At 59.7% G+C, this 24,501-nt stretch carries 22 protein-coding genes and 2 rRNA genes; 19 read left to right on the forward strand and 5 right to left on the reverse strand.

Features of this window, described 5'->3' with window-relative positions; translation table 11 throughout:
- The 4 genes from ACMNI9_RS10810 to ACMNI9_RS10825 form a co-directional block, all read left to right on the forward strand.
- A 23S ribosomal RNA gene (locus ACMNI9_RS10810) occupies positions 1–227 on the forward strand; the annotation flags it as partial.
- A 115-nt stretch (positions 228–342) separates the two neighbouring features.
- Positions 343–457: ribosomal RNA gene (rrf, locus tag ACMNI9_RS10815) — 5S ribosomal RNA — on the forward strand.
- A gap of 160 nt (positions 458–617) precedes the next feature.
- The gene (locus tag ACMNI9_RS10820) at positions 618–1,148 is read left to right on the forward strand and encodes a GNAT family N-acetyltransferase (protein WP_418832060.1); all 531 of its coding nucleotides are present in this window, start codon (positions 618–620) and stop codon (positions 1,146–1,148) included.
- Between the two features lie 203 nt (positions 1,149–1,351).
- The gene (locus ACMNI9_RS10825; protein WP_418832090.1) at positions 1,352–4,072 is read left to right on the forward strand and encodes an ATP-binding protein; all 2,721 of its coding nucleotides are present in this window, start codon (positions 1,352–1,354) and stop codon (positions 4,070–4,072) included.
- A 61-nt stretch (positions 4,073–4,133) separates the two neighbouring features.
- Here ACMNI9_RS10825 and ACMNI9_RS10830 read toward each other — a convergent pair whose 3' ends face one another.
- Entirely contained in the window at positions 4,134–4,487 is a 354-nt protein-coding gene (locus tag ACMNI9_RS10830; RefSeq protein ID WP_114566141.1) for an Hpt domain-containing protein, read from the reverse strand.
- Between the two features lie 8 nt (positions 4,488–4,495).
- Positions 4,496–6,235 (reverse strand): putative bifunctional diguanylate cyclase/phosphodiesterase, encoded by a 1,740-nt coding sequence (locus ACMNI9_RS10835; RefSeq protein ID WP_231088234.1) that lies wholly within the window; start codon positions 6,233–6,235, stop codon positions 4,496–4,498.
- A 512-nt stretch (positions 6,236–6,747) separates the two neighbouring features.
- On the opposite strand from ACMNI9_RS10835, the gene ACMNI9_RS10840 reads away from it, so the two are divergent.
- On the forward strand, positions 6,748–8,838 hold the full coding sequence (locus tag ACMNI9_RS10840; RefSeq protein WP_114566142.1) for a glutamine synthetase III: 2,091 nt from the start codon (positions 6,748–6,750) through the stop codon (positions 8,836–8,838).
- 85 nt (positions 8,839–8,923) lie between these two features.
- Here ACMNI9_RS10840 and ACMNI9_RS10845 read toward each other — a convergent pair whose 3' ends face one another.
- Together ACMNI9_RS10845 and ACMNI9_RS10850 are read right to left on the reverse strand one after the other, a co-directional pair.
- The gene (locus tag ACMNI9_RS10845) at positions 8,924–9,298 is read right to left on the reverse strand and encodes a DMT family transporter (protein ID WP_216530002.1); all 375 of its coding nucleotides are present in this window, start codon (positions 9,296–9,298) and stop codon (positions 8,924–8,926) included.
- A gap of 2 nt (positions 9,299–9,300) precedes the next feature.
- Positions 9,301–9,618, reverse strand: coding sequence for a DMT family transporter (locus tag ACMNI9_RS10850; RefSeq protein WP_418832065.1), 318 nt, complete (start codon positions 9,616–9,618; stop codon positions 9,301–9,303).
- A 104-nt stretch (positions 9,619–9,722) separates the two neighbouring features.
- Between ACMNI9_RS10850 and ACMNI9_RS10855 the strand changes: the two genes are divergently transcribed.
- The 4 genes from ACMNI9_RS10855 to ACMNI9_RS10870 all read left to right on the forward strand — a co-directional run bounded on the left by ACMNI9_RS10855 (position 9,723) and on the right by ACMNI9_RS10870 (position 13,738).
- Positions 9,723–10,559: a MerR family transcriptional regulator gene (locus ACMNI9_RS10855; RefSeq protein WP_418832067.1), complete on the forward strand. Its 837-nt coding sequence runs from the start codon at positions 9,723–9,725 to the stop codon at positions 10,557–10,559.
- 370 nt (positions 10,560–10,929) lie between these two features.
- Positions 10,930–11,853, forward strand: a complete 924-nt coding sequence (locus tag ACMNI9_RS10860) for a branched-chain amino acid transaminase (protein WP_114566146.1) — start codon at positions 10,930–10,932, stop codon at positions 11,851–11,853.
- Positions 11,854–11,856: 3 nt separating this feature from the next.
- Positions 11,857–13,437 (forward strand): citramalate synthase, encoded by a 1,581-nt coding sequence (gene cimA / locus ACMNI9_RS10865; RefSeq protein WP_418832070.1) that lies wholly within the window; start codon positions 11,857–11,859, stop codon positions 13,435–13,437.
- Position 13,438: 1 nt separating this feature from the next.
- Positions 13,439–13,738 (forward strand): YerC/YecD family TrpR-related protein, encoded by a 300-nt coding sequence (locus ACMNI9_RS10870; protein WP_114566148.1) that lies wholly within the window; start codon positions 13,439–13,441, stop codon positions 13,736–13,738.
- 407 nt (positions 13,739–14,145) lie between these two features.
- On the opposite strand, the gene ACMNI9_RS10875 is transcribed toward ACMNI9_RS10870, so the two are convergent.
- Positions 14,146–15,051, reverse strand: coding sequence for a hypothetical protein (locus ACMNI9_RS10875; RefSeq protein ID WP_418832073.1), 906 nt, complete (start codon positions 15,049–15,051; stop codon positions 14,146–14,148).
- A 229-nt stretch (positions 15,052–15,280) separates the two neighbouring features.
- Here ACMNI9_RS10875 and ACMNI9_RS10880 point away from each other — a divergent pair, with 229 nt between their 5' ends.
- From ACMNI9_RS10880 to ACMNI9_RS10925, 10 genes are all read left to right on the forward strand, one after another.
- Entirely contained in the window at positions 15,281–16,243 is a 963-nt protein-coding gene (locus ACMNI9_RS10880; protein WP_114566150.1) for a DUF5692 family protein, read from the forward strand.
- Between the two features lie 259 nt (positions 16,244–16,502).
- Complete coding sequence (locus ACMNI9_RS10885) at positions 16,503–17,054, forward strand: TetR/AcrR family transcriptional regulator (RefSeq protein WP_225749810.1); 552 nt, start codon at positions 16,503–16,505, stop codon at positions 17,052–17,054.
- Positions 17,055–17,097: 43 nt separating this feature from the next.
- Complete coding sequence (locus ACMNI9_RS10890) at positions 17,098–17,658, forward strand: NAD(P)H-dependent oxidoreductase (RefSeq protein WP_216529999.1); 561 nt, start codon at positions 17,098–17,100, stop codon at positions 17,656–17,658.
- Between the two features lie 29 nt (positions 17,659–17,687).
- Positions 17,688–18,245, forward strand: a complete 558-nt coding sequence (locus tag ACMNI9_RS10895; protein WP_418832077.1) for a cysteine hydrolase family protein — start codon at positions 17,688–17,690, stop codon at positions 18,243–18,245.
- The gene (locus ACMNI9_RS10900) at positions 18,245–18,715 is read left to right on the forward strand and encodes a VanZ family protein (RefSeq protein WP_216529997.1); all 471 of its coding nucleotides are present in this window, start codon (positions 18,245–18,247) and stop codon (positions 18,713–18,715) included. The genes ACMNI9_RS10895 and ACMNI9_RS10900 overlap by 1 nt, the downstream gene beginning before the upstream one ends.
- Before the next feature lie 625 nt (positions 18,716–19,340).
- Positions 19,341–20,867 (forward strand): NEAT domain-containing protein, encoded by a 1,527-nt coding sequence (locus tag ACMNI9_RS10905; protein WP_418832081.1) that lies wholly within the window; start codon positions 19,341–19,343, stop codon positions 20,865–20,867.
- A gap of 2 nt (positions 20,868–20,869) precedes the next feature.
- Entirely contained in the window at positions 20,870–21,760 is an 891-nt protein-coding gene (locus ACMNI9_RS10910; RefSeq protein WP_418832092.1) for a heme-binding Shp domain-containing protein, read from the forward strand.
- A gap of 11 nt (positions 21,761–21,771) precedes the next feature.
- A complete protein-coding gene (gene isdE / locus ACMNI9_RS10915) occupies positions 21,772–22,674 on the forward strand; it encodes a heme ABC transporter substrate-binding protein IsdE (protein ID WP_418832083.1) in 903 nt (300 codons plus the stop codon).
- Between the two features lie 11 nt (positions 22,675–22,685).
- Positions 22,686–23,678 (forward strand): FecCD family ABC transporter permease, encoded by a 993-nt coding sequence (locus ACMNI9_RS10920; protein WP_114566157.1) that lies wholly within the window; start codon positions 22,686–22,688, stop codon positions 23,676–23,678.
- Positions 23,668–24,453, forward strand: coding sequence for an ABC transporter ATP-binding protein (locus ACMNI9_RS10925; RefSeq protein ID WP_114566158.1), 786 nt, complete (start codon positions 23,668–23,670; stop codon positions 24,451–24,453). The genes ACMNI9_RS10920 and ACMNI9_RS10925 overlap by 11 nt, the downstream gene beginning before the upstream one ends.
- The last annotated feature ends 48 nt before the right edge of the window (positions 24,454–24,501 follow it).

Consider the following 24,501-nt stretch of genomic DNA (forward strand, 5'->3'; position numbering starts at 1 on the left):
GGACCGGGGTGGACGGACCTCTGGTGCAGCAGTTGTCGACCAACGGCACGGCTGCCTAGCTACGTCCGGCACGGATAACCGCTGAAAGCATCTAAGTGGGAAGCCGTCTCCAAGATGAGTCCTCTTTTCGGTAAGGGCCCAGGCAGAACACCTGGTCGATAGGCCGCAGGTGCAAGGCGAGCGATCGCCTCAGCCGAGCGGTACTAATAGCCCGAGCTCTTCGTCTCCACAACTTGGATCCGATTCGCGGTCCGTCACGACCGAACGCTGTGCAACCGCCAGGGTGGCGCGGAGAGCGCGCCCTGCGGCATAGAAGCCGCGCGGAGCCCAAGCGCCCTGCGCGAGCGCGACCTTGGAGGCGGGGATCACCCGGTCCCATTCCGAACCCGGAAGTTAAGACCGCCATCGCCGAAAGTACTGCAGCGCAAGGCTGTGGGAGGATAGGACGTCGCGCTCGCGCAGGGCGCTCGGCGTATTCCGCGCGGGCCGCGGGGAGGGCCCCGGAGCCGGGAGAGGCTCCGGGGCCCTTTCTGCGCTTGGGGGCTCCGGACGGGTGGGCGCGAGGCCGCGCGCACCGCGCCGGGAAGGCCGCGAACGTGAGAAGGAGGAATGTGCGCATGCTGCAAGCGAGGACGGCTCTGTCGGACGAGTTCGATCGCGTCATGGCGTTCTACACCAGAATGATCGACGAGATGCGCGGCACGGATTTCGACGTGCGTTGGAAGCACGGAGAGCATCCGTCGCCCACGTTCTTGCGCGCATCGGTCGATGCGGGCGAGGCGTACCTTGTCGAGGCTCCTGAAGACGGCGCGATCGCTTCCGCCATGGTGCTGAACGGGAGTGGGGCTTCAGGTTATGAGAACGTTCCGTGGCGCGTATCCGCCGACCTGAGCGAGGTCTCGGTAATCCATGTGCTGGCTACCCTGCCCGCGTACCATGGGCGAGGATGCGCCCGCACTTTGCTGAACGGCGGTATAGCCGCCGCGCGGGCGCACGGGAAGAAGGCCCTGCGCTTGGATACGTTTGCGGATAACGAACGATCTCATCGGCTGTACGAATCATGCGGGTTTCAGAAAGTGGGAATCCATGACCTTTTCTATGACGACTTGGGTACGGTAGGGTTCGTTCTGTACGAACTTGCGCTGTAGTGCGCTCGATTGAACTCTGCTACCTCCAATTGCGCGTTGTTGCCGCGGGGCCGGCTTTGCGGGAGAATGGTCTGCGTGTATACCATGAAAGCGTGGGAGGGCGTCTCTCGGCTAGGCTCGCAGCCTGATCGCGGAAGGCAACGGAGATGAAAAAACTCGGGTCGATCATTCTTGCATGCGCCTTTGCGTGCGCATTGACGGCGATGGGCGCAGGGCTTGCGTTTGCAGATGAATCGCCCGATCGTGCTCCTTTGCGCGTGCTGTTTCCTCAAGTTGAAGGATTCTCCATGACGGACGAGGACGGCTCTCATCGCGGGCTGGTTGTTGACTATCTGAATGAAATCGCGAAGTACACCGGCTGGGAATACGAGTACGTGACCGTTTCGGACGATTTCGCATTAAGCAACTTTACGTCGGGCGAGTACGATCTTTTAGGCGGCACGTACTACGTTGCTGCGGCTGCGTCGCGGATAGCCTATCCCGAATACAGCTGCGGCCCTTCGAAATCGGTGCTGTTCTCGCGATGGGATGACGGAAGTATTCGCGGATACGATTATGCCGATTTGAACGGCAAAACGATTGCCGTGTCGGCTCGAGCTACAGAAAACGTACGGCGGTTAGAAGGCTTTCTGGCTACGGAGAATATCGACTGTACGATTAAGAAGTACACGATTGATGAGTTCGTCGACGGGTCCCTGGAGTACCTGCTTGATAGCGGGGAGGTCGACTTGCTGTTGGGAAACGCCGTTGACAATACGGGTGCTTATCGCCCTGCTGCGATTTTTGATGGGCAGCCTCATTATTTGGTGACGACCCCCGAAAACCAAGACGTGCTAGATGGTCTGAACTGGGCCCTGGAGCATATTATGGAGGCGAATCCTAACTTCGCGGAAGAGGCGTACGCTAGAAACTTTCCCGACGCAGACATCAACATGTATCGCGTTAACCATCAAGAGCGCCTGTACGTAGAGAAAAAGAAATCGATAACAGTGGCGCTTCCTTGCGACTATAGCCCTTTGAGCGTAGGCGGCAACTCGGAGGACGGTCGGGTTGGGGGCGTGGTCTATCGATTCCTCGATAGGATTGAGGCGTTTTCCGGCTTGAACGTTGATTGCCTGTACGTCGAATCGTACAGTGCTGCCCTTGACGCGCTGCGCAGTGGCCAGGTGGATATGCTGGGCTTTTTCTTGGGCGACGAAGACGATGCGGCGCAAGCCGGCTTGGCTCTGTCCTCCTCGTATGCGACATTCAGCAATCTGGTTGCTCGCAACAAGCTTGTTGCGTATCCTTCTGAGAATTTGCGCTATGTCGCGCTTGAGGGTACGCAGATTCCCAGCGATGTGCCGACGGGAGATGTGCGCTACGTCAAGAGCGAGCACGAAGCGCTTAATATGGTGGATAAGGGTCAGGCTGACGTCGTGTTCGGTTTGTCCGTTCAAATCGAGGGCGCGATGCAGCAGGGGGTGTACTCCAACGTCGTCCCGGTCTCTTTAACGGGCAGCGCGACCGATATCTGCTTCGCACTGCCGCGTCCGGCAGATCCCGATCTTCTGACTATCGTGAACAAGAGCCTTAACAGCATGTCCGTCAATGAAAAGGCAGCGGCGGTTGAGGAGAATCGAATAACTGCGGGGTACGGTACCCTTACACTGGTTGACTACTTGAGCGCAAATCCAATGCTGGTTGCCGGCCTGGCTGCTGTGACGGTGCTTCTGATTCTGGCTATTGCCGTTGGCGTAACGCGATCGAGGGTGCGTGCGGCCGATATGCGCGTTGAGGCCGAGCGGGTGGCTGCGGAGGGCCGTGCAAAAAGCGAGTTTCTTTCTCGAATGAGCCACGAGATACGAACTCCTATGAATGCCGTTGTGGGCATTACCGATGTTCTGGATATGCAGAAAGACGATCCGGAAGCCTTGCGCAAGAACATAGCGCGACTTCGAGCGTCGTCGGACTATTTGCTGAGTTTGCTCAACGACGTTCTTGATACCAGTCGTGTGGAAAACGGCATGATGGATATTGCCTACGAGCCCTTTTCATTGACGGAAAACGTTGCCGAACTTCAGGATATGATGCAAGCGCAAGCTGATGCCCGGATCATCGATTTGCAGGTGGTAACGAAGGTTTCTCATGAAGGCGTCGTGGGCGATTCTCTGAGATTGAAGCAGGTGCTTTCGAACCTGTTGTCGAATGCCATCAAGTTCACGCCCGAGGGCGGTGTCGTGAGGCTTGTTGTTGAGGAGACGGGTTTCGACGGGGAGCGGGCGACGTTCTTTTTCGGCGTTGCTGACAGCGGCGTGGGCATTTCCCCTGAAGATCAGAGGCGCATATTCAACGCTTTCGCCCAAGTGGGCTCAGCTGCTTCGAAGAGCCAAGGGACTGGTCTCGGTCTGCCGCTTTGCCAGAGCTTAGTGCGTCTTATGGGCGGTGAACTGCAGGTTCGCAGCGAACTTGGTTCAGGAAGCGAGTTCAGCTTCTCCCTTGTCTTTGCAATGGGAACTCCTGAACCCAGGCGGGATCGTTCGGTGGATCGGGAGCTATTCAAAGGGTTCCATATTCTGCTTGTGGAGGATGGGTCGGTAAACGCAGCTATCACGACGAATGTGCTGGAGTTGCATGGTGCTCGGGTGACCTGGGCGATTGACGGCCGGCAGGCGGTAGACCTGTTTGCTGCAAGTCGGCTCGGCGAGTTCGATGCCGTGCTCATGGATATGAGGATGCCCGTTATGGACGGCGTGGAAGCCACGCGTGCCATTCGGCTTCTGCCTCGGTCCGATGCGCGTGAAATCCCCATTGTTGCGATGACGGCAAATGCGTTCAAAGAGAGCGAGGACGCGGCGCGTGACGCGGGGATGAACGAGTTCGTTACCAAGCCTTTGGATATCGACGAGGTGTTCGACGTGCTGGGTCGTTTGCTGAAAAGATAGCTTTCGGCAGGAGCGCGGCGGGGTTCAAGCGCAGGTTTGCTTGCGCGATTCCGCGACCGCGCTAAGAGAGCGCGTTGATGTTCGCTCGCGCCGTCCGGTAGCTTTCAAGCGCCGCCAGGGCCAGATCGTCGACATTGTGCAGATGATTCGCCCGTATTGCTTGTACCAGGGCATCGCATCGCGCGCTGAGGGATGCGAGCCCCAAGTTCGCAGCCGTTCCTTTCACGGCGTGAGCGATGCTTTCCGCAGCTTCGTAGTCTTTCGCGCGCATCGCTTCGGGAAGCTTCTCAAGGGTGTCCTCCCGAACGAACACCTCAAGCATGGACATGAGCAGGTTCGCATTGCCGCAAAACCGCTTGAGGGTGGTTTCGACGTCGATGCCCAGTGTTTCGAGTTGTTGAAGCCGATTATCCATAAAGTGCCTCAGGCTTTCTGCTTCAGGGCGTTTTTCGCGGTTTCGCGCACTGCGAGTGCCAAGAATTCATCTTTCGGTATGGGTTGCGCGTACAGGTATCCTTGCACGAGGTCGCATCCGACGCTTTCGAGCAGCGATGCCTGGTCGCGGGTTTCCACGCCTTCCGCGATAACCGGGAGGCCGAGGGATTTTGCCATGGGAACTATAGCTCGCAAGATGCTTTCTTCGCGGGCGCGGTTCCTGCTTTCCCCGCCGAGGAAGCGCATATCGAGCTTGATCATGTCGATAGGAACGTCGCGGAGCATGCTCAACGACGAATACCCCGTTCCGAAATCGTCCATGAGCACGGTGAATCCGAATCGCTGCAGTTTTCCCATTGCCTGCAGCAATTGCGGAAGGTTGTCGGCGTACGCGCTTTCGGTGATTTCCAGTCGCAATCGCGAGGGCGGAAGTTTATACCGTTTTACCAGGTCGACAAGATTGTCGCAGAGGTGCGGGTCGTAGAATTCCAGACGCGATATGTTGACCGACAGGGGGACCGGGGCAATCCCGCTGCTTTCCATGGAAGCGAGAAAGCAGCAGACTTCTTCTCGGATGTGGCTATCGAGGCGGACGATGAAGCCGCTGTTCTCGAAAAAGGGAAGAAACTGTCCCGGCGGGATAAGACCTTTGTCGGGATGGCGCCAGCGGACGAGGGCCTCGCCGCCGACAAGAGCGCCCGAGGCAAGGTTGAAAATGGGCTGGATGAACGGTTCGAACTCCCTCTTTTCGAGCGCACGTTCCCCTTCGGCTTTCATTGTGTGCTTTACGATGAGCGACTGGTGCATGTTGGAGTCGTACAGGGCGAATCGGGTGTTGTAATTTCCTTTGATGGAACGCAGCGCAAGCGTCGCGCGGTCGCACATGATGTCGACCGGCATCGTGCGGTCCGTTATTTCGTACATGCCGAAGTAAAGCACGATCTCGTGTTCCGCTTCCGCGTTGGCGAGGGCAAGTTCTAGCTGCGTTGCCAGATTGTCGCTCAGGGCCATATCTTTGGGCAGGCATAGCGCGAAATGATCCGCCTCCATGCGTCCGTATACGCCGCGATCTCGTATGGTCTTGTCGAGACATTGCGCGATGACCTTCAGAACCTCGTCGCCTCGGGTGCTGCCGTGCAGCTCGTTGAATATCTTGAAACGTTCGATATCGAATTGCACGATGGCGAACGCTTCATGGGGACGGGACTTGAGCAGTTCGGCGGTTTTGCGGCAGAACGCAGCACGGTTGTACAAGCCCGTGAGGCCGTCGTGTTCTGCCGCGTAAAGGAGCTCTTGCGCGCGATGGGCGGCAAGGAGCTCGGTTTCGCGCAGCGCTGCTTGCAGCTGCTCCCGTTCAAGCACGTGCTTCGTGACGATGTTGTCGACGCGTCGGCGGGCGACGGTCGTGTTGAAGGGCTTCGCTATGAAGTCATCTGCGCCGCGCAAAAGCGCCGGCTCCTCGTGAGCCGATTCGCCGGTTTCCACGATGATGGGTATATCTGAAAGCGACGGGTCGGCCTTCATCGCGTCGATGAGCGCAAATCCGTTCATGCCTTTCATGTCTATGTCGAGTACGACGACGTCGACCTTGCGTTCGGCCATGGCGGCGAGAGCTTCCTGCCCACTGGTTGCTTCCAGGATGGAGTACGATTCGGCGAACATATTGGCCAAAAGCGTGCGATCGATTCTGGAGTCGTCGACAATGAGCATGGAGCAGAGGGCGTCCATGTAGCGTGCTCCTTTCCAATGCGCGGCGCCGCTTGCGATTGCGTTGCGCGGCGCGCAAAACGCAAGCATATTGTATTGCTCGGCGGCGGCGCTTGCAATGACGTATGGTTGCGGGGAGACTCCGGCTTTTGGCTGCGGGGAGGGGCGGCCGAGCTTGGCATGTGGACGCGAATTGGCACCTACGACGCTGCGGAGGGGTTTCGAGGGCTTGCTTGCGCGTGGCCCACGGACAAAATGCCTGGTCGTAATTCAAGATGCAGCCAACATGGGGGTTCGGGCGCGCCGAAAATTGTCACAGGTGCCGATTCGCGCCCAAACCTACGGCTTCGGCCGTAATTCCGAGGTTCGAAAACTTCTTGAAACATTTCGCCGTTAATTTGAATAAGGCAAGATGAAGGCGCGTTTTCCCCTGCGGCCGTGCTATCGTATGCGGATGACTCAACGGGGGTGTGGCGGATTGCGCGCAGGGGAAGGGCCACGCCTTGAATGCGACAAGTTAGGAGCGCACGCCGATGGCGATGATTTCGGATATCTATGGCTCGATGGTGTTCAACGAGCATACGATGCAGGAGCGATTGCCTTCCGCAACGTACAAGAGCCTGCTCAAGACCATCAAAGAGGGCAAGCCGCTCGAAATCGAGGTTGCGAACGTCGTGGCTCATGCCATGAAGGAATGGGCTATGGAGAAGGGCGCTACGCACTTCACGCATTGGTTCCAGCCTCTTTCGGGCATTACGTCGGAGAAGCACGACAGCTTCCTCGACCCGTGCAGCGACGGGCGCGCCATCATGAGCTTTTCTGGAAAAGAGCTGATCCAAGGCGAGCCGGATGCCTCGAGCTTCCCTTCCGGCGGTTTGCGCGCCACGTTCGAAGCGCGCGGCTACACGGCCTGGGATCCCACGTCCTACGCCTTCATCAAGGACGAGGTTCTATGCATTCCCACGGCGTTTTGCAGCTACACGGGCGAGGCGCTTGACAAGAAAACCCCGCTGCTGCGTTCGATGAGCGCCATCGACGAGCAGGCGAATCGCGTGCTGGCCCTGTTCGGCGAGCCGCACGAGCGCGTGGTGCCCACCGTGGGTTCCGAGCAGGAGTACTTCCTTATTTCCGAGAAAGACTACGCGAAGCGCCAGGACCTCATCATGTGCGGGCGCACGCTGTTCGGCTATGCGCCGCTGAAGGGGCAGGAGCTGGAAGAGCATTACTTCGGCGCCATTCGCCCTTCGGTCAACGAGTTCATGAAAGAGCTCGACAACGAGCTGTGGGCTTTGGGCGTGTCGGCGCGCACGAAGCACAACGAGGTGGCCCCCGCTCAGCATGAACTGGCTCCCATCTTCACCAACGCGAACCGGGCGATCGACGAAAACCTGCTGACCATGGAGAAGATGCGCCTTCTGGCCAGCCACTACGGTCTTGTATGCCTGCAGCACGAGAAGCCGTTCGCGGGCATCAACGGGTCGGGCAAGCACAACAACTGGTCGCTTTCCAAGGGCAAGACGAACCTGCTCGAGCCCGGGGAAAGCCCCATGGACAACCTGCGCTTCCTGGTGTTTTTGACGGGCGTCATCCAGGCGGTCGACGATTACCAGGAATTGCTGCGCATGTCGGTGGCGTCGGCGGGCAACGATCATCGCCTGGGGGCGGATGAGGCTCCCCCGGCCATCATCTCCATTTTCTTGGGCGACGAGCTGGACGCCATCGTGGATGCGCTCGTTGACGGGCATGAGTACACGAATGCGGAAAAAGTGGCCATGGACCTGGGCGTTGCTGTACTGCCGAACTTCCTCAAGGACAACACCGACCGCAACCGCACCAGCCCCTTCGCGTTTACGGGCAACAAGTTCGAGTTCCGCATGCCCGGCTCTGCGGTGAACCTGTCCGATTGCAACATGATCCTCAACACGGCCATGGCGAAAAGCCTCAAGGAATTCGCCGACGCCATGGAGGGCAAGTCGGGCGAAGAGTTCGAGGCGGCGGCCATCGCGTACGTGAAGAAGACGCTCGCGAAGCACCAGCGCATTATCTTCAACGGAAACGGGTACTCCGAGGAATGGCAGGTCGAGGCCGAGCGTCGCGGGCTGGCGAACTACAAGACCACCGTCGACGCGCTTCCGTGCTTCGTCGATCCGAAGAGCATCGCGTTGTTCGAAGAGTTCGGCGTGCTGTCGGAGATTGAGGTTCGTAGCCGCTACGAGGTGAAGCTGGAGAAGTACACCAAGCTGCTGAACATTGAGGTGCGTACGATGAAGCGCATGGTGCGCCGCGCATTCTTGCCAGCTATCAACGCGTATGCGGCCGAGATTGCCGACAGCATCACGGCGTTCAAAACGGCGGCTCCTGGCGCCGAGACCAGCCAGCAGGAAACGTTGCTGCATAAGTTGCTGGGCGGCATCAAGGAGATCGACACGCATCTGCAGAAGCTTGACTCGATGCATCACGCTGCACAGAAGATGGAGAACGAGCAGGAAAAGGCGAACGTGTACGCCCACGAGATCGTTCCCGTCATGGAAGCTTTGCGCGCGGCTGTGGACAGCATGGAGATACTGGTGGATCGCGATATGTGGCCAGTTCCCACGTACAACGACATTCTGTTCTACGTGTAAGGAAACGAGCAGCGCCCCGATTCGCAAAACGAATCGGGGCGCTTTTTTGTCCTGCGACTTTCGGGGGCTGGCGCTCTGCATCGGCTTAGGCTTGCTGCGCGTCCTTCGCCGCTTCGCGCGCATCTTCCAGCTCTTGCGTGCCTTGGTTCAGCAGCACCACGCCGCCGACGACCAGCGCAATGCCCACGCACGTGATTACGTTGAAGGGATCGCCCCAGGCGATAATGCCGATGGCGGCCGTCAGTACGGTGCCCACGCCGCCCCAGATGCCGTACACGAGGCCGAGCGGCAGGTGCTTCAACGTGAACGTGAGCAGCGTGAACGACACGAGATAGCCCGCAAGGGTCAGCGCGGTGAACAGCGGTGCGGAAAACCCTTCCGACAGCTTCATCATGGTAGTGCCGAATACTTCGAGGATAATGGACACGCTGAGCAGCGCATAGGGATGTACACGGTCCATGATTACACTCCCATCTTCAAAACGACCACGCCGGCGATGATGGCTATAAGGCCCACGATCTTCTTCGCATTGTGGCCCTCATGCCAGAATACGGTGCCCACCACGGCAGTGAGCGCAATGCCGAGGCCGGTCCATACTGCGTAGGCGAAACCGAGCGGTAGCTGCTCGAGTGTTTGCGCGATCAGGTAAAACGCAACGATGTATCCAATGACGATGCCAATAATGGGCGCTTTTCGCGTGAAGCCGTTCGAGAGCTTCATCATGGAGTCGGCAAACACCTCGAAGATGACGGCGATGCCGAGCAGCACGTAGGGCGACATGATTCCTCCTATTCGCTTGGCTCCGATTGGCCAAGTTCTGATATCCTAAAGTATCCCCTAAGGGGAGAGTCAATTGCTTTATATGCAGAATGCAGAGGAGCGCCATGAGAAACGACCTGCTGTCTATCGGCGAAGTGGCCCACCTCAAGGGCGTGGGCGTGAAGGCGCTGCGCTATTACGAGCGCATTGGCGTTTTGCGCCCCGCGTACGTGAACCCCGATACCGGCTATCGTTACTATGCGCTGCGTCAGATGAACGAACTGGACGTGATCGTGTCGTGCGTGCAGCTGGGCGTGCCGCTGAAAGAGCTGGCCGACTACGTGTCCGACTGCGGCGCGATGGATATATCGTCCCTGTTGGAGCGCGCGTACATTTTGGCAAAGGAAAAGCTGCGCGACACGCAGGCCATTCTGCTGGAATTGGACGGGTATCGTCGCGAGATTGCCGTACAGCATGCGTTGCGCACCTCGCCGGCCCCGTACGAGCGCGTGCTGGGAAAGCGCACGTTTTTGGTGATGCCCTGGGGCCGCGCTGCGTTCGATGCGAAGCGCTATACGAGGGCTATGTCCGAGCTGTACGGCGAAACGAAGCGCGCATCCATGGCGCCGTTGTTCTTGCAGGGCATGATTTGCCTTCCGGGCGATGGCGGGAAGGAGGGGGCCGAGGCGCCGGAGCCGTCCTGGTACGTTGCGCTTGAGGTGCAGGCACTGCCGGGAGAAGAGCTGGCCGCGCCGCCGCAGGAGCGCGGCATGCGCCTGCTTGCGCTGCCGGGCGGCACGTTTTGCGGCCGGCGGGTCGAGCGCGAAACGTTCGAATTGTGCTATCGCGAGGTTTTCAAGGAGGCGCGAACTGCATCCGGTATCGACACTCTGCTGGCGTTCGAGATTTGGGATGCCGAGTTGAGGACCGACCGCACTATCGTCGAGGTTTTGAGAGGCTAGTTCCTATCGGTTGCCAGCGGCCGGTTCCGTTCTGCCTCCGGTTTCAGGGGGGGGGGCTGGGCGCGCTTCGGAGGTGCTCTTGATGCTCTTGGGCGCAGCGCGGGAGCGCGGAAAGCGCGGAGGTGCCGCCCGGCTGCTTTGGGCGGCGACGCGCTCGGTTTGCCTTTTCTGTCCCTTTCGTCGAATCGGCGACCCTTTGCCGGAACCGGTGCGTTCGCTTTAGCGCATTGGAGTACAATAAACGCGGTAGCTTAGACGAAATCTGCACGTCAAACCGTATGGACTCGCCCTTTTGCCCATTGCGGTCAAACCGCAGCGGTGTGACCATTGCAGACGGTAACGGTTCCGGTGTCAGCGAGAAGGGATGAATATGGCAGGCATCACAGAAGTCGAGTACATTTGGAAAAACGGGGAGCTGGTCCCCTGGGCGGATGCCACGACGCACATCCTGTCCCATTCGCTGCATTACGGCTCCGGCGTGTTCGAGGGCATTCGCTGCTATCAGAACCCCGACACCAAGAAGAGCTACGTATTCCGCCTGCGCGACCACATGGAGCGCCTGCATCGCAGCTGCAAAATTGCCTGCATCGATCTGCCGTACACGGTTGACGAGTTGTGCGATGCTACGCTTGAAGTGATCCGCGCGAACAAGCTTGAGAAGTGCTACATCCGCCCCATCGTGTATCGTGGCTACGGCGTGATGGGCGTCGACCCGACCGGATCGACGACCGACGTGGCCATCGCTTGCTGGCCTTGGGACAGCTACTTGGGCGCCGATGCGCTCGAGCAGGGCGTGGCCGTGGGCGTGTCGTCTTGGCGCCAGCGCTCCAACAACGCCATTCCTCCTGCGGTGAAGAGCACCGCTTCCTACATGAACTCCATCCTGGCGAAGCTGGAGGCCAAGGAGCACGGCTACGCCGAGGCCATCATGCTGAACGAGGCGGGCTTGGTGTGCGAGGGAACGGGCGAGAACCTGTTCATTGTCCGCGACGGTATCCTGTCGACGCCGCCGCTGTCCGACGGCCTGCTGGAGGGCATCACGCGCGACACGGTGCTGTGCTTGGCCGATGACCTGGAGATTCCCGCTATCGAGGAGAGCCTGACGCGCGCCGATCTCTACGTGGCCGACGAGGTGTTCATGACCGGCTCCGCCGCCGAGCTTACGCCGATCGGATCTGTGGACGGCCGCACCGTGGGCAAGCCCGGGCAGGTTACGCGCGCTTTGCAGGAGCGCTTCTTCGACGTTGTCTATGGCAACATCGAAGAGTACGCCGAATGGGTAGCGGAAGTATAGCCATTGAAAATCCTCACGTACGACAGCACGTTGCGCGACGGCGAGCAATGCGAAGGCATCACGCTGTCGCTTGAGGACAAGCTGCGCATCGTCGAGCGGTTGGACGCGCTGGGAATCGACTTCATCGAAGGAGGTTTCCCCGCGTCCAACCCTAAAGATATAGCGTTTTTCCAGCGCGTGCAAACCCTCCCGCTTCGCCACGCGCGCATAGCGGCGTTTGGGTCCACATGCAAAAAAGGCGTCGCCGCCGAGCAAGACCAAGGTCTTGCTGATTTGGTGGCAAGCGGGGCTCCGGTTGCCACTATCGTGGGAAAAACCTGGGATGCCCAGGTCACGCGCGCGCTTCAGACGACGCTTGAGGAAAACCTGCGAATGATTCGCGATTCCGTAGCGTTTTTGAAGCGTTGCGGCTTGCAGGTGGTGTTCGATGCCGAGCACTACTTCGACGGCTATGCTGCCAACGCCGAGTACGCGCTTGCGTGCGTGCGTGCTGCTAGCGAAGCCGGCGCCGACTCCGTGGATCTGTGCGAGACCAACGGCGGCGCGCTGCCGTTTCAGGTGGAGGAAGTCGTGCGCGCGACGGTTGCTGCCGTTCCCGGTCAGCAACTGGGCATTCACTGCCACAATGACTCCGGGTGCGCGGTGGCCAACGCGCTTGCGGCGGTTCGTGCGGGAGCGGTGCAGGTTCAGGGTACGGTGAACGGCTTCGGCGAGCGCGTGGGCAATACCGATCTGCTCACGGTCATTGCCGATCTTGAGCTCAAAATGGGCATGACGTGCGTGGGGAAGGACAACCTGCGCCAGCTGACCAGCGTGGCGCAGTTCGTGGCCGAGTCGTGCAACATGGCCCTGCCGACCCATCATCCGTACACGGGGGCTTCGGCGTTCGCGCACAAGGGCGGCTTGCACGCCAGCGCTATCGCCCGATTCCCCGAAGCGTACGAGCATGCTTCGCCGGAAAGCGTGGGGAACAATGCTCGCATGCTGGTAAGCGAGCTTGCGGGCAAGGCGTCTCTTATGGCGAAGGCACGCGGGCTGGGCATTGACCTAACGCCCCATCTTGACAAGGTTCAGGGTATTCTGGACGACATCAAGCAGCGCGAGGCGGGCGGGTACTCGTACGAGGTCGCCGACGGTTCGCTGGCATTGCTGCTGCAGCGGCACTTGGGCGCGTATCGCCCCCATTTCACGCTGGAGAGTTTTCGCGTTATCGTGGACGACCACGAGGATACGGGCGCTCTTGCGAAGGACGCGATGTCCGAAGCTACGATCAAGATTCACGTAGGCGATCGGCGATTCGTGGCCACCGGCGAAGGCGCGGGTCCCGTTGGCGCTTTGGATAATGCGCTGCGCATGGCTATCGTGGCCTTTTATCCCCAGGTAGCAGACATGGAGTTGGTGGACTACAAGGTGCGTATCCTGGACGAGAACGTGGGCACCGACGCCATCACCCGCGTTGTCATCACCACAAGCGACGGCTCTGGCAGTTGGGGAACCGTGGGCGTGTCGGAAAACATTATCGAGGCTTCGTGGAATGCCATCGTGGATTCCATAGAGTACGGCCTCATGAAGATGGGAGAGTAGCATGAGCGATCTCAGGACGCCCGAAGTTGAAGATCTGCTGCACGTGTTCGCTGCGCTCGACGACGAAGACACCATTTTCGCCCTGTTGGAAGACCTGTTCACTATTCGAGAGATCAAGGATACCTCGCAACGATTGGCTGTGGCTCGACAGCTTGATGCGGGGAAGTCGTACGCGGCCATTGAAGAAGCTACCGGTGCGTCGGCCACGACCATCGCGCGCGTGTCGAAGTGCTTGAGTTACGGGTCCGGCGGCTACGGTGCCGCTCTTGCTGCGCTTGGCGACACCTCGAAGCGCGGGTAGGGTTTTACGAGGACGGCTTTGCGGTCCAAGGGTTGCGGCCTGCAAGTTGAGTTCTGCTCGCAGTGCGCTCCTGTTGGCACGGCGCCGATGCGTCCAATTCTGCCGTTGAGCTGTTGTCGACGCGCGGCGGCTGCAGAACGTGGCGCGAAATCGCGGGTCTGCGCTCCTTGCGCGGCTTATCGGGCGCGGTTGTTTTGTGCGCTTGCATCAACGGTCCAGGCCAGCAAAGTGCAGTACCCTCAACGATTGTCGAAGGTGCGTATCCAGAAGCGCAAACCCGCAATTCCGCGCCACGTTCCACGTCGTTTTCGGCATTGTCGCCGAAGGCCCGGACGGCTCGCGGGGCGAGTCCGACCGGGCCTTCGTGCGTTCTGGACGAAACCTTCTTGAGCAGCTGGTGTCGACCTCTATGCGCCGGTGGGCGGCGCTACCGGGTCGCCGTATTCGTCGATAGTGCCGTTTGCGCGGCCTTCCAGGTACTTCTGACGCGCGGCGCCGCGACGAAACGTTACCGGCGCCTTTCCGCTGTTGAGCTGGTAGCAGTACCAGAATACGAATGGGATGCCGATGATGCCGTTGACCATGCCCCACCAGTACATGACTTCGGGGTTGAACCAGGAAGCACTGTTCATGATGGTGGGGAACAAAAGCGGGAAGCAGCTGCGCAGCAAAAGGTGCGCGCCAAGCGTGTAAATACGCCCGGTGATGTAGAGTTCCGGCCTTCGCATGACGATGGGATACAATTCGGCCGCTGCCAGGATGCAGCAGGTGGAAGCGAAGAACTCATGGCCCTCGGCGTACACGAAGCAGGCGTTCCAGGTGGTGTAGAGGAAGTTCCACATGGGTACGGTGTAGGACAGGATCTCGCCATGGCTGGAAGTGTCGTATTTCCAGAATTTGTCACCGAAGGGCATGGTAATGCACAGGATGAATCCAGCTAGGGCGTTCATTGTATTGCCCATCTGCACGTCGCGCAGCGTGGCTTCGGCAATGTTGCAGAACACGATTCCGTACAGCACCCATCGAACCCAGCGTTTGCGCATGAGCCGCCAGAAAGGAGTGTCTTTCTGCTCGACGGCGGCGATGCGTCCGAGCCCCGCGAAGATGAGCGGCAAAATGACGGACAGGTTTTTGGCCCAGCGGAACCAGTCGTCGCCCGGAATGTTGGCGATCCAAAGCGGAACGGTAATCAGAGAAATTACCCATACCCACATTGACGTGCGGTAATGTCGCCTCATGAACTCGGTGAGCAGCATGAGCAACACGGTGTAGACAACCATGGAGACGGGTGTGACCCAAACGGGCACGGTCATGGCGAATCCCCTTTCTGCCGAAACGACCTGGCCGTCTTTCGCGACGGCATTCGCGCTCTTTTCCCAGGTGGCGCGCTTGGCGCCAGTCTAGCATCGTCTGCGATTCGGCTTCTTTCACAAAAGGACCCCTTGTGTGAAAGACTTCCTTGAAAGCCCCTCGTATACTGCGGGGCGTATGGGTGGCGACGGAGGGGTTCGCCGCAAGAGAGTTTGCAAAGGGGCGATTCTCGTGGGCATTCTGTATCAAGCGGCCGATCCGCTGTACTGGGCCATTTGGCTGTTCATCCTGTTTGCGCTTATGGCGTTCAACGAACTGGGCCGCACGTCGCTGTGGGCGGGCATTGCGCTGTTTGCCGTGGTGCCTATCGTTTTGACCGTGTTCGTGTGGCCGACTACGGCGGCGCCTGGCAACGAATACGGTACGGGCACGTGGTTCAACTGGGTGAAAACGTACTCGGCGTTGGCCGGCTGCCTGGGATTCATCGCGCTGCGCTTCGTGAAGTGGCGCGGCAAGGACGGCAAGGTGCACCATCTGTACGAAAAGAAGTGGGCCTTGTGCTTCCCGCCTCTTATTCTGGCGATCAATATTGCCGAAGCGGTCATCCGCGATTTCCAGGTGTTCAGCTTCGGGCTATGGCAGGGCGGTATCGTCGAGAACCTGTGGACGATTTCGGGTCCGTGGAACATCATGAACGGCATTGCGGGCATTTTGAATATCGTTACCATTTGCGGTTGGTTCGGCATCTTCATCTCGAAGGACTCGTCTAAGGACATGATTTGGCCCGACATGATTTGGGCATGGATCATCGCGTACGATCTGTGGAACTTCGCCTACACGTACAACTGCATTTCCGACCACTCCGCCTACTGCGGCTTGGCGCTGCTGCTGGCATGCACGATTCCCACGTTCTTCATCAAGAAGGGCGCTTGGCTGCAGCATCGTGCTCAAACGCTGGGCTTGTGGATCATGTTCGTTATGACGGTGCCCCAGTTCGCCGATGTGCTGGCTCCAATTCCGACCACGCATAATCCGGCTGCGTTCTTCGCGGTGAGCTTGGTGGCGCTTGCGTCGAACGTGGCGCTTGCCGTCTACCAGTTCCGCAAGATTCGCCGCTGCAAGTTGAACCCGGTGAAGGACGAGCTGTACGCCGATACGAAGGCGTACCAGCGGGTCGCCCAGGAAAACCGTTAGCATGCGTCGGCGCGAGGGCGACTGCGCCCCGCGCCGGCAGCCGCTTGACGCGCAACGCATCTTCGCCATGACTGAACAGAGTCATCTTTCGTATAATGGACGCGCACAGGATCGCCCTGTGCGCGTCCATGCGCGTTTCGGCGCGAGGGGAGATGCAATGCGGTTGGGCACCCGACAGACCAGATACGAGCCGGCGCGGCGCGATTGCGGGCGTTCTTTGATCGAGCGCAAGCGACTCGATGGCCCGGCGGGGGATATCATGGCCGCGGCCCGTTCGCTGTTCGAGCGGCAAGGCGTGCGCGCGACTACCGTGAAGGACATTGCGGCAGAGGCGGGCGTCACGCGTGAACTGGTCTACTACTACTTCGAAAACAAGCAAGCCGTCATCGATGCGGTGCTGGACGACTACGTAGAAGACCTGGTGGAAAGCGTAGTCGTGTGGAACGAATCGCGCGCGTTCGGCGATACGCCCGGATCCCTTAAAACCTGCATCGCCACGTTTCGGCGCGCGCTGTACGACGCGGAGGGCAATCAGCGTCCGATGATTCGCGTGCTCGAAGAGCTGGGGATGCGCGACTCGTTCGACGTGCGCGCCGTGCGTGAAACGGTGGACTGCATTCACGATCATATCGTAGTGGAGTACGCGGAATACCACCATATTGAAATAGATCTGGTGTACGAGATGTTCTGCGTGGTCATATTCGGCTTGGTGGGCCTTGTCAAAATCAATCCCGACATATCCGACGAAGCTCTTATGAAGGTGGTTGAGCAGGCATTGCGCCTGGACATGGATCCAATTGCGGTATCATGAGCGAACGAAAGCCGATGAATCGTTCAGGGCGATAGGAGCCGCAATGACCACATTGTTCGTGAATGCCTGCATGAGGGGGCATGATTCCCGTACACTTACGTTGTGCCGCGAGTACCTTGCGCGGAAACAGGACGTCGTCGAAGTTGACTTGGCGGCGCTCGCGTTGAAGCCTTTTGACGCCGATATGGTGGCGGATCGCGTGGAGAAGCAGACTGCGGGTGCGTGGGACGATCCGATATTCGCGCTGTCGCGCCAGTTCGCCGAGGCGGATGACATTGTAATTGGCGCGCCGTACTGGGACCTCTCGTTCCCGGCTTCGCTCAAGGTGTATCTGGAGCATGTCAGCGTGTGCGACAGCACGTTTCATTTTACCGAGGATGCGCGGTGCGAGGGCTTGTGCAAGGCGGCGACCCTCACGTACCTTACGACGTCCGGCGGCTTCGTGGGGGATGCGAACTTCGGATACGACTATCTGTGCGGCATTGCGCGCATGTTCGGAATACCGGAAACGCGTTTCGTGGCGGCGGAGGGCTTGGACATCGTGGGCATTGACGTTGAGGATCAGATGGACAAGGCGCGCGCTCAGATGGCGAAGCTCGGGTGAGTTGGCGGTAAGACAGAGGAGGAATACACGTGAGTCGCTTGCTGATTGTGGTGGACTATCAGGTTGACTTTGTGGATGGCGCGTTGGGCTTTGCGGGAGCGGAAAAGCTCGCGCAGCCTATTGCGAACAAGGTTTCGGAGTACCGGAAACGGGGGGACGACGTTGTATTTACGTTCGATACGCACGGATCCGACTACCTGAGCACCCAGGAAGGGCGCAACCTTCCGGTTGAACACTGCATCGAGAATACGCCTGGTCACAAGCTGTACGGAGCGGTTGCTTCGGAACTGCTCGACTCTGACAAAGTGTTTTTCAAGCCCGTTTTCGGCTCGGTCGAGTTGTTCGATTGGTTGAGGTCGGCCCAGCGCGCAGCCGACGAAGCGGGAGCGCTGCCGTTCGAGGAGATCGAGCTGGTGGGGTTGGTGTCCAATATATGCGTGGTGGCCAATGCGGTGCTGGTGAAGACCGCATGTCCCGATGTGCCGGTTACGGTTGATGCTGCATGCACGGGTTCGTTCGACGCCCGCTTGAACGAGGCTGCCCTCGATACGATGGAAAGCCTGCAGATCAAGGTGGCAAATCGCTGATGGGCCACCTGAAATCCAAGCGATTCACGATTCTGAGCTGGTTGGCGGTTGCTGCTTGGGCGGTGTTCATCTTTTGCATGTCGGCGAACACGGGCAGCGATCTGAATCAAGGCACGGGACTCCTTTCGCACCTGTATCAGGCGTTGAAGGAGCTGCAGGCGCACATCTTGGGACCCGAGGCCGATGCCATCAACTCGATTGCGCATTTCTGCGAATACACCGTGTTCGGTGCGTTGTGGGCGAATGCGCTGCGTTGCCACATGCCCCTTCGACGTGCTTGCGCGCTGGCTGTTGCGTGCGGCAGTCTGTACGGCGTGACCGATGAGTTCCATCAGTTGTTCGTTCCTGGTCGCATGTGCGATCCCGTGGATTGGGCGGTTGACACCGCGGGTGCCGCGTTGGGCTCGGGGATTGCGTTCTTCCTGCTGAGCCGGCGCCTTGAGGGGCGGGTTCCGAACGACGCGCGGTAGCCTTTCCTGCTTGTTCCGCCGCAGAGATTGCGTGCCGGGTTGAGAAAACGATGCTGGCTGAGGAATGCGAGGCGGCCGAAGACGCGCGCAGCCATCCGGCGACGGCTGCGCGCGTCTTCGGCCGCCTTGTTTTGCACGTGGGGTTCGTAAAAGCTTGCTGGCTGGCAGGTTCTTGCGGTTTGAGGTCGTCGAACGGGGCGCCGCTTCTCTCGTCGTCTGATTTGCATTCTGTTTTACCTGATCACGGCGTTGGGTCGCTGCGTGATGTCTTCGGGTGCGCGCGATTCGCCGGCTTCGACGACCTCAAACCGTCAAAACCTGCCACGGAAAGCGATTTTTCGTGCGCGCGCCTTCTTCGCATAGGAAACGCTGCCACCCATTTGATGAGACTGCCGCTTCGAGCGAGCGAGGCGCGTGGCAAAACGGCGTCTTCGATCCGTGCCGATTTTGGCGTAGCGGCAAAGTTCGGAAAAACTTTTGCATAGGAATTTGTAAAGTTCTGTGGTATCGTGTCAAAAAGTTAGCCTTAGATAACATATTACTACTAAGCTAATAATATATTTCGCATGCATGTAATGCAGGGGAAAGCCCTTTGAAGCGGGCGGTTCGACACGAAAGGATATCCATGGAACATTCGATGAAGGCGGGCGTTGTCGCGCGAGGCTCTGCTGTTGCGCTGGCGTTTGCTTTGGCGGCGGGCGCAGTGCCGGCGCAGGCCATGGCTGTTGGCGCAGCGCCGATGCCGACTGCAGAGGCAGCGACGGGAAGCTCTGTCTCCTTGGACAAGGATAATCTTGCGAACGGAACTTATGCGGTTCCGGTGCGCATGCTGCAGGCTTCCAACTTGAGTTCGTCTCAGGGTTCGATTGCAAGCAGTGCGCTGGATCCGATTGGTTTGCTGACGGTGCGTCATGGGGCGTACACGCTCAGCCTCAATATGAGCGGGCAGGTTCTGGGTCAGTACTGCAACTACCTGGGATATTTCGGGTCGTATCACGTGGATGGGAACGCGCTTGTCACCAACGGATCCGATGTTGCAGTTGTGGACTTTGGCGGCGAAGCCGGTAGGCCGTTCGTGGCGGATGTTCCTTTGGGCGAGGTTGCCAAGACTTCCGGTTACGTTGCGTTGCGACTTGGCGCGCAGGCCATGGGCGACAATCGCCAGACCGCTGCGGTCCTGATCGACTGGAGCGGCTTGACGGTTGACAGCCTTGACGGCGAGGGCCGACCCTTGGAGACCCTTGTCGATGAAGCCGCCGCCATCGCGCAGGGTGGCAAGAGCGACGAGGCGTATCGATCTTTGCAGGATGCTATCGCGCGCGCCCGTGCCGTTGTCGAAAAGGGCGCCGCTGCAACGCCGGAGGAGATCGTGGCTGCCGAAGCGGATTTAGCGTCGGCTATCGAGACGTTCAACGGCTCGCCTGATGCGGTCGACCCCGTTGTTCCGGAGGGTCCCGGAACCGAACAGCCTGCTCCGACGCCTGAAAAGCCGGATACCGACGCCTCGAACGGAAACGGGAACTCGACGACAACTCCCTCGCAGCCTCAGCAGCCGAGCGCCGCTTCCTCTCGCGCCGAATACGTTGCCGGGCATACGTATGCCGTGCCTATGAAGTTTTACAAGGCGAATTCCGGCGAGCTGTCGATGGCCGATCAGTATTTCGGCGACACCGCTTACGTGGTTCCTCGTTCCGATGGGATGTTCGAAGTGCGCTTCACGACGAACAGGTCGGATTACGTCGAAAAACTCTCGTACGGCGGATACGCGGCCTCGGTGGTGAGCGAAAACGGCGCAAGCCGTACGTACAGCGTGGTGATCGCAGCTTCGAAGGATACCGTGGTGCTGCCCATCACGATGACCATCAAGCCCATGCGCGAAATGGGCGGCGGCGACGTGTCTGCCGACCTGCATCTGTATTTGGGAGATGCAAAGGTGAAGGATTTGGGGTCGGGCGACGCAGGTGTTCCGACCAGCGGAAAGACCGGCAATAGTCCCGCTTCCGGCGGTGCGCAAGGTTCGTATCTGCCGAAGACCGGTGACGACGGCTTGTCTGTTGCCGCGGGAGCCGCTGCGGTTGCGGCGGGAGCGGTTGCGGTCGGCGCGGCAGCGCGGCGACGCTTTTCGCTGCAGGGGCGAGGGGAAGGTCGTTGAACGTGCGGCCATCGTTCGCCGTGAAGTCCTCGCGCGCGTTTGTCGCCGTTGTTGCCCTGGCGTTCTCTGCTGCGCTTTCCGTTGGCGGTTCTCCTGCTCATGCGGTAGTTTCATCGGTTTCGACAGCTGCGGTTCATGCGAGCTACGCTAATCCCGACACCGGCGTGATCGAGGATTCGGGCGGGCAGGCAAGCGAGGCTTTGGGGACGTCGATGAGCCAAGGCATTACCGGATCCTCGGCGCTTGTCGAGAAAGATGCGGACGGAAGCGAGTTCGTGACCATCAGGCTTTCCCAAGCTGACCAGATCGGCGAGGTCAGCATTGCCTCCGACGTCGATCGTACGGGCGTTTATTCCGAGGACGTTGCGGCCGAGATAATGCAGCGCGATGCCGAGCTCAATACGGCGGACTATCGTGCGCAGGTGGCATCGGCGCAGGCTACGTTGCGCATTTCGATGTACGTGCATCCCATGGGGCGCTCGGTGGTGTACTTCGTGCAGTTGTCCGATGCGGTTCCCGGAAACTCGGAAGGTTTTGTCGAAAGCATCGTTGCTGGCCAGGGGTCCGAGCAGAGCCAAGCGCCGGACGGTGGAACGGCTCGGGGATCGAGCGAAGCGTTGGAGGGCTCTGCCGCTTCAACTGCCGCGTCCGGCGATTCCGCAGGCTCGGGCGTGAGGGAGTTCGACGGCGAAGGTCGCGAGGTGACGGGCTCTGCTGCCCCGATCTTCGCTTCTCCTCAGACGTATGCGATCGCCGCGGTTGCAGCTACGGCGGCAGTCGTGGCCGTGGCTGCGACGTACTACCTGGCGTACGGTCGCAAGCGCAAGGCGCGAAGCGATAGCGCTGCCGCAGCGGCAGCGGGGCATGGCGGCAGCGCGCCGCCCGAGGCTTAGGGCTTCGTTGCATGAGCAGGAAGACGTTTGCCCGGGCTGGGCTTGCGGCGCTGTGCCTGGCTGTGCTGTGCGCCCTTTCCTCGTGCGTGGACCAGCATCCTGCGCGCGACGGCGGGGACGAGCGATCGGGAAAGCGCATCGTGGCCACTTCGCCGGCCGTTGCAAGCATGTGCGATCGGCTTGACCTTGACCTGGTGGGCGTTCCCGCTACGTCGCGCGCATTGCCGCAGCGATACGGCGATGCGGAGGTGGTAGGCCCTCCTATGGGACCCGACCTGGAGAAATTGTCGATGTTGCGGCCCGATTGCATCGTGGCGCCCGGATCGCTGCTGAACGACTTGCAGCCGAAGTTCGCTCAGATAGGAGCGCCTTCCATGTTCGTTGACCTGAACAGCGTGGAGGGCTTGCATCGCTCGATGGATTACCTGGGCATCGCTTTCGGGCGCGAAGCCGAGGCGCTGAAGGCGCGCGCTGAATACGAAGCGTTCATGACTGCGTATCGGCAGGGAATAGAAGGGCTTGTCCGCCCGCGCGTTCTGGTTCTCATGGGCGTTCCCGGGTCGTATTTGGTGGCGACGCCGCGAAGTTACGCGGGCAGCCTTGTGCAGCAGGCCGGTGGCGAAAACGTGTACGCAGATGCTGCGGACGCATTCGTTAACGTGAGCGTCGAGGACATGCTCGATCGCGACCCGGATGTCATTTTGCGTATGTCGCATGCTCTTCCCGACCAGGTCATGGAGATGTTCGCTCAGGAGTTTTCCTCGAACGACACGTGGAAGCACTTCCGTGCCGTGCGTGCGGGGCGCGTCTACGACCTTTCGCATGAGCGATTCGGGATGAGCGCGACGTTTGCCTATCCGGAAGCGCTCGAAGAACTTAAGCCGCTGCTGTACGGCAACGGCGAAACCGTTTAGGACAAGGAGCTATGCGTAAAGCCAGAAATATCGCGGCATTCGCGCTTACGGTAGGTGCCGTGGCAGCGCTGTTCGCGTTCGCCGTCAATGCGGGCACGCTCAAGGTGCCTGTCGACGAGCTGCTTGCGGGCTTGTTTGTGGCCTACGACGATCGGGTTGCAACCATTTTCGACCTGCGCTTCCCCCGTATATTCATTGCGCTTGTGGCCGGCGCGTCCTTGGCTGTGTCGGGCGTGCTGCTGCAGGCGGCCGTGCGCAATCCTTTGGCGGATCCGGGCATTATCGGCGTCAACGCGGGCGCGTCGTTCGCTGCTATTTTGGTGACGGCGTTTGCACCCTCGCTGTTCTTTTTCATGCCGATTGCCGCGTGCGCAGGGGGCCTTCTTGCGTTCGCGCTGGTGTACGCGTTGTCGTGGAAAGGGGGAGCGCTCGCGCCTGTGCGCATCATCTTGACCGGCATCGCGATGAGCACTCTATTCGCCGGGCTGTCTTCTGCGTTCAGCACGGGATCGGGCGGGGTGTTGACGGGCGTTGCCAGCTTGGTTGATGCGAACATCTCGGCTAAAACGTGGAGCGATTTCTTCACGCTTGCGGGGTATGCGCTTGCCGGGTTGGTTCCGGCCCTGTTTGTTGCCAGGCGTTGCGATCTTTTGTCGCTGAGCGACGAGACGGCTGCTTCGCTTGGCGTGGACGTGACGAAAAACCGCCTGGTGGTTTCCGCTTTTGCCGTTTTGTTGGCATCGGTTGCCACGGCTATCGTGGGACCGATCAGCTTTTTAGGCTTGGTGGTCCCGCATTGTGCGCGCATTTTGGTGGGGTCGGGACACCGGCTGCTTATTCCGTATTCTATGGTGCTCGGCGCGTTTTGCCTGCTGTTGGCCGACACCGTGGGACGAACCATTGCCGCACCGTACGAGATTAGCGCCGCTGTCGTCATGTCGGTAGTGGGCGGCCCCGCGTTCATTTTGCTGCTGAGAAGGGCGCGTGATACGTATGGCGGGTAACGCGTTCACCCTTGAGGGCGTTGGATTTTCGTACGGGTCGACCCGCGTGTTCAAGGGACTGGATCTTGTCGTGCGCGAAGGGGCGGTGACCACGCTGCTCGGAGCGAACGGTTCCGGAAAGACAACGCTGTTCAACGTGATGACCAAGCGCCTCAAGCCGCAGGAAGGCCGGGTGTTCTTGCGCGCCGGAAACGTTGCGGACGTGCGTCCTGCGGACTTCGCCAAGTTGGTGTCGGTTGTGCATCAGCACAATATGGCTCCGGCTGACGCGGAGGTGCGAACTTTGGTCGGCTACGGGCGTTCTCCCTATCGAAAGCTGGGGGTGCGACGGTCTTTGCCCGATCGGGAGCAGGATGCTCGCATGATCGAGTGGGCTCTTGCTACCTGCGATTTGAAGGATGTCGAGCATCGCGTCATTTCGTCGCTTTCGGGCGGACAGCGCCAGCGCGTGTGGATGGCCATGGCGCTTGCCCAGGGGGCGAATGTGCTGCTGCTTGACGAGCCTACCACGTTTTTGGATGTGCGCTACCAGCTGGAAATACTCAAGTTGGTGCGCATGCTCAACGAAGAGCACGGCATGACCGTGGTCATGGTGCTGCACGATATGAATCAAGCCATCGAGTACAGCGATGAGATCGTGGCCTTGGTGCAGGGGCGGATTGTTGCGCAGGGAGCGCCGCACGATGTGGTGACCCCCGCTTTTCTAAGCCAGGTGTACGGAGTTGACCTGGACGTGGTGCGCGTACGGGGCAAGCCGTACGTGTTAGCGGTATGAAAGCGGCTTTCCGCAAAAGGACAAGCTATACGAAGAATCATGAGAAAG

This window comes from Paraeggerthella sp. (assembly GCF_048427265.1).
Classification (GTDB): Bacteria; Actinomycetota; Coriobacteriia; order Coriobacteriales; family Eggerthellaceae; genus Paraeggerthella; species Paraeggerthella hominis.

Excerpts from the sequence above, each read along its gene's own strand:
- ACMNI9_RS10820 (WP_418832060.1), top strand. The coding sequence starts at position 618 with ATGCTGCAAGCGAGGACGGCTCTGTCGGACGAGTTCGATCGCGTCATG.
- ACMNI9_RS10825 (WP_418832090.1), top strand. The coding sequence starts at position 1,352 with ATGGGCGCAGGGCTTGCGTTTGCAGATGAATCGCCCGATCGTGCTCCT.
- ACMNI9_RS10830 (WP_114566141.1), bottom strand. The coding sequence starts at position 4,487 with ATGGATAATCGGCTTCAACAACTCGAAACACTGGGCATCGACGTCGAA.
- ACMNI9_RS10835 (WP_231088234.1), bottom strand. The coding sequence starts at position 6,235 with ATGGACGCCCTCTGCTCCATGCTCATTGTCGACGACTCCAGAATCGAT.
- ACMNI9_RS10840 (WP_114566142.1), top strand. The coding sequence starts at position 6,748 with ATGGCGATGATTTCGGATATCTATGGCTCGATGGTGTTCAACGAGCAT.
- ACMNI9_RS10845 (WP_216530002.1), bottom strand. The coding sequence starts at position 9,298 with ATGGACCGTGTACATCCCTATGCGCTGCTCAGCGTGTCCATTATCCTC.
- ACMNI9_RS10850 (WP_418832065.1), bottom strand. The coding sequence starts at position 9,618 with ATGTCGCCCTACGTGCTGCTCGGCATCGCCGTCATCTTCGAGGTGTTT.
- ACMNI9_RS10855 (WP_418832067.1), top strand. The coding sequence starts at position 9,723 with ATGAGAAACGACCTGCTGTCTATCGGCGAAGTGGCCCACCTCAAGGGC.
- ACMNI9_RS10860 (WP_114566146.1), top strand. The coding sequence starts at position 10,930 with ATGGCAGGCATCACAGAAGTCGAGTACATTTGGAAAAACGGGGAGCTG.
- ACMNI9_RS10870 (WP_114566148.1), top strand. The coding sequence starts at position 13,439 with ATGAGCGATCTCAGGACGCCCGAAGTTGAAGATCTGCTGCACGTGTTC.
- ACMNI9_RS10875 (WP_418832073.1), bottom strand. The coding sequence starts at position 15,051 with ATGACCGTGCCCGTTTGGGTCACACCCGTCTCCATGGTTGTCTACACC.
- ACMNI9_RS10885 (WP_225749810.1), top strand. The coding sequence starts at position 16,503 with ATGGCCGCGGCCCGTTCGCTGTTCGAGCGGCAAGGCGTGCGCGCGACT.
- ACMNI9_RS10890 (WP_216529999.1), top strand. The coding sequence starts at position 17,098 with ATGACCACATTGTTCGTGAATGCCTGCATGAGGGGGCATGATTCCCGT.
- ACMNI9_RS10900 (WP_216529997.1), top strand. The coding sequence starts at position 18,245 with ATGGGCCACCTGAAATCCAAGCGATTCACGATTCTGAGCTGGTTGGCG.
- ACMNI9_RS10905 (WP_418832081.1), top strand. The coding sequence starts at position 19,341 with ATGGAACATTCGATGAAGGCGGGCGTTGTCGCGCGAGGCTCTGCTGTT.
- isdE (WP_418832083.1), top strand. The coding sequence starts at position 21,772 with ATGAGCAGGAAGACGTTTGCCCGGGCTGGGCTTGCGGCGCTGTGCCTG.
- ACMNI9_RS10920 (WP_114566157.1), top strand. The coding sequence starts at position 22,686 with ATGCGTAAAGCCAGAAATATCGCGGCATTCGCGCTTACGGTAGGTGCC.
- ACMNI9_RS10925 (WP_114566158.1), top strand. The coding sequence starts at position 23,668 with ATGGCGGGTAACGCGTTCACCCTTGAGGGCGTTGGATTTTCGTACGGG.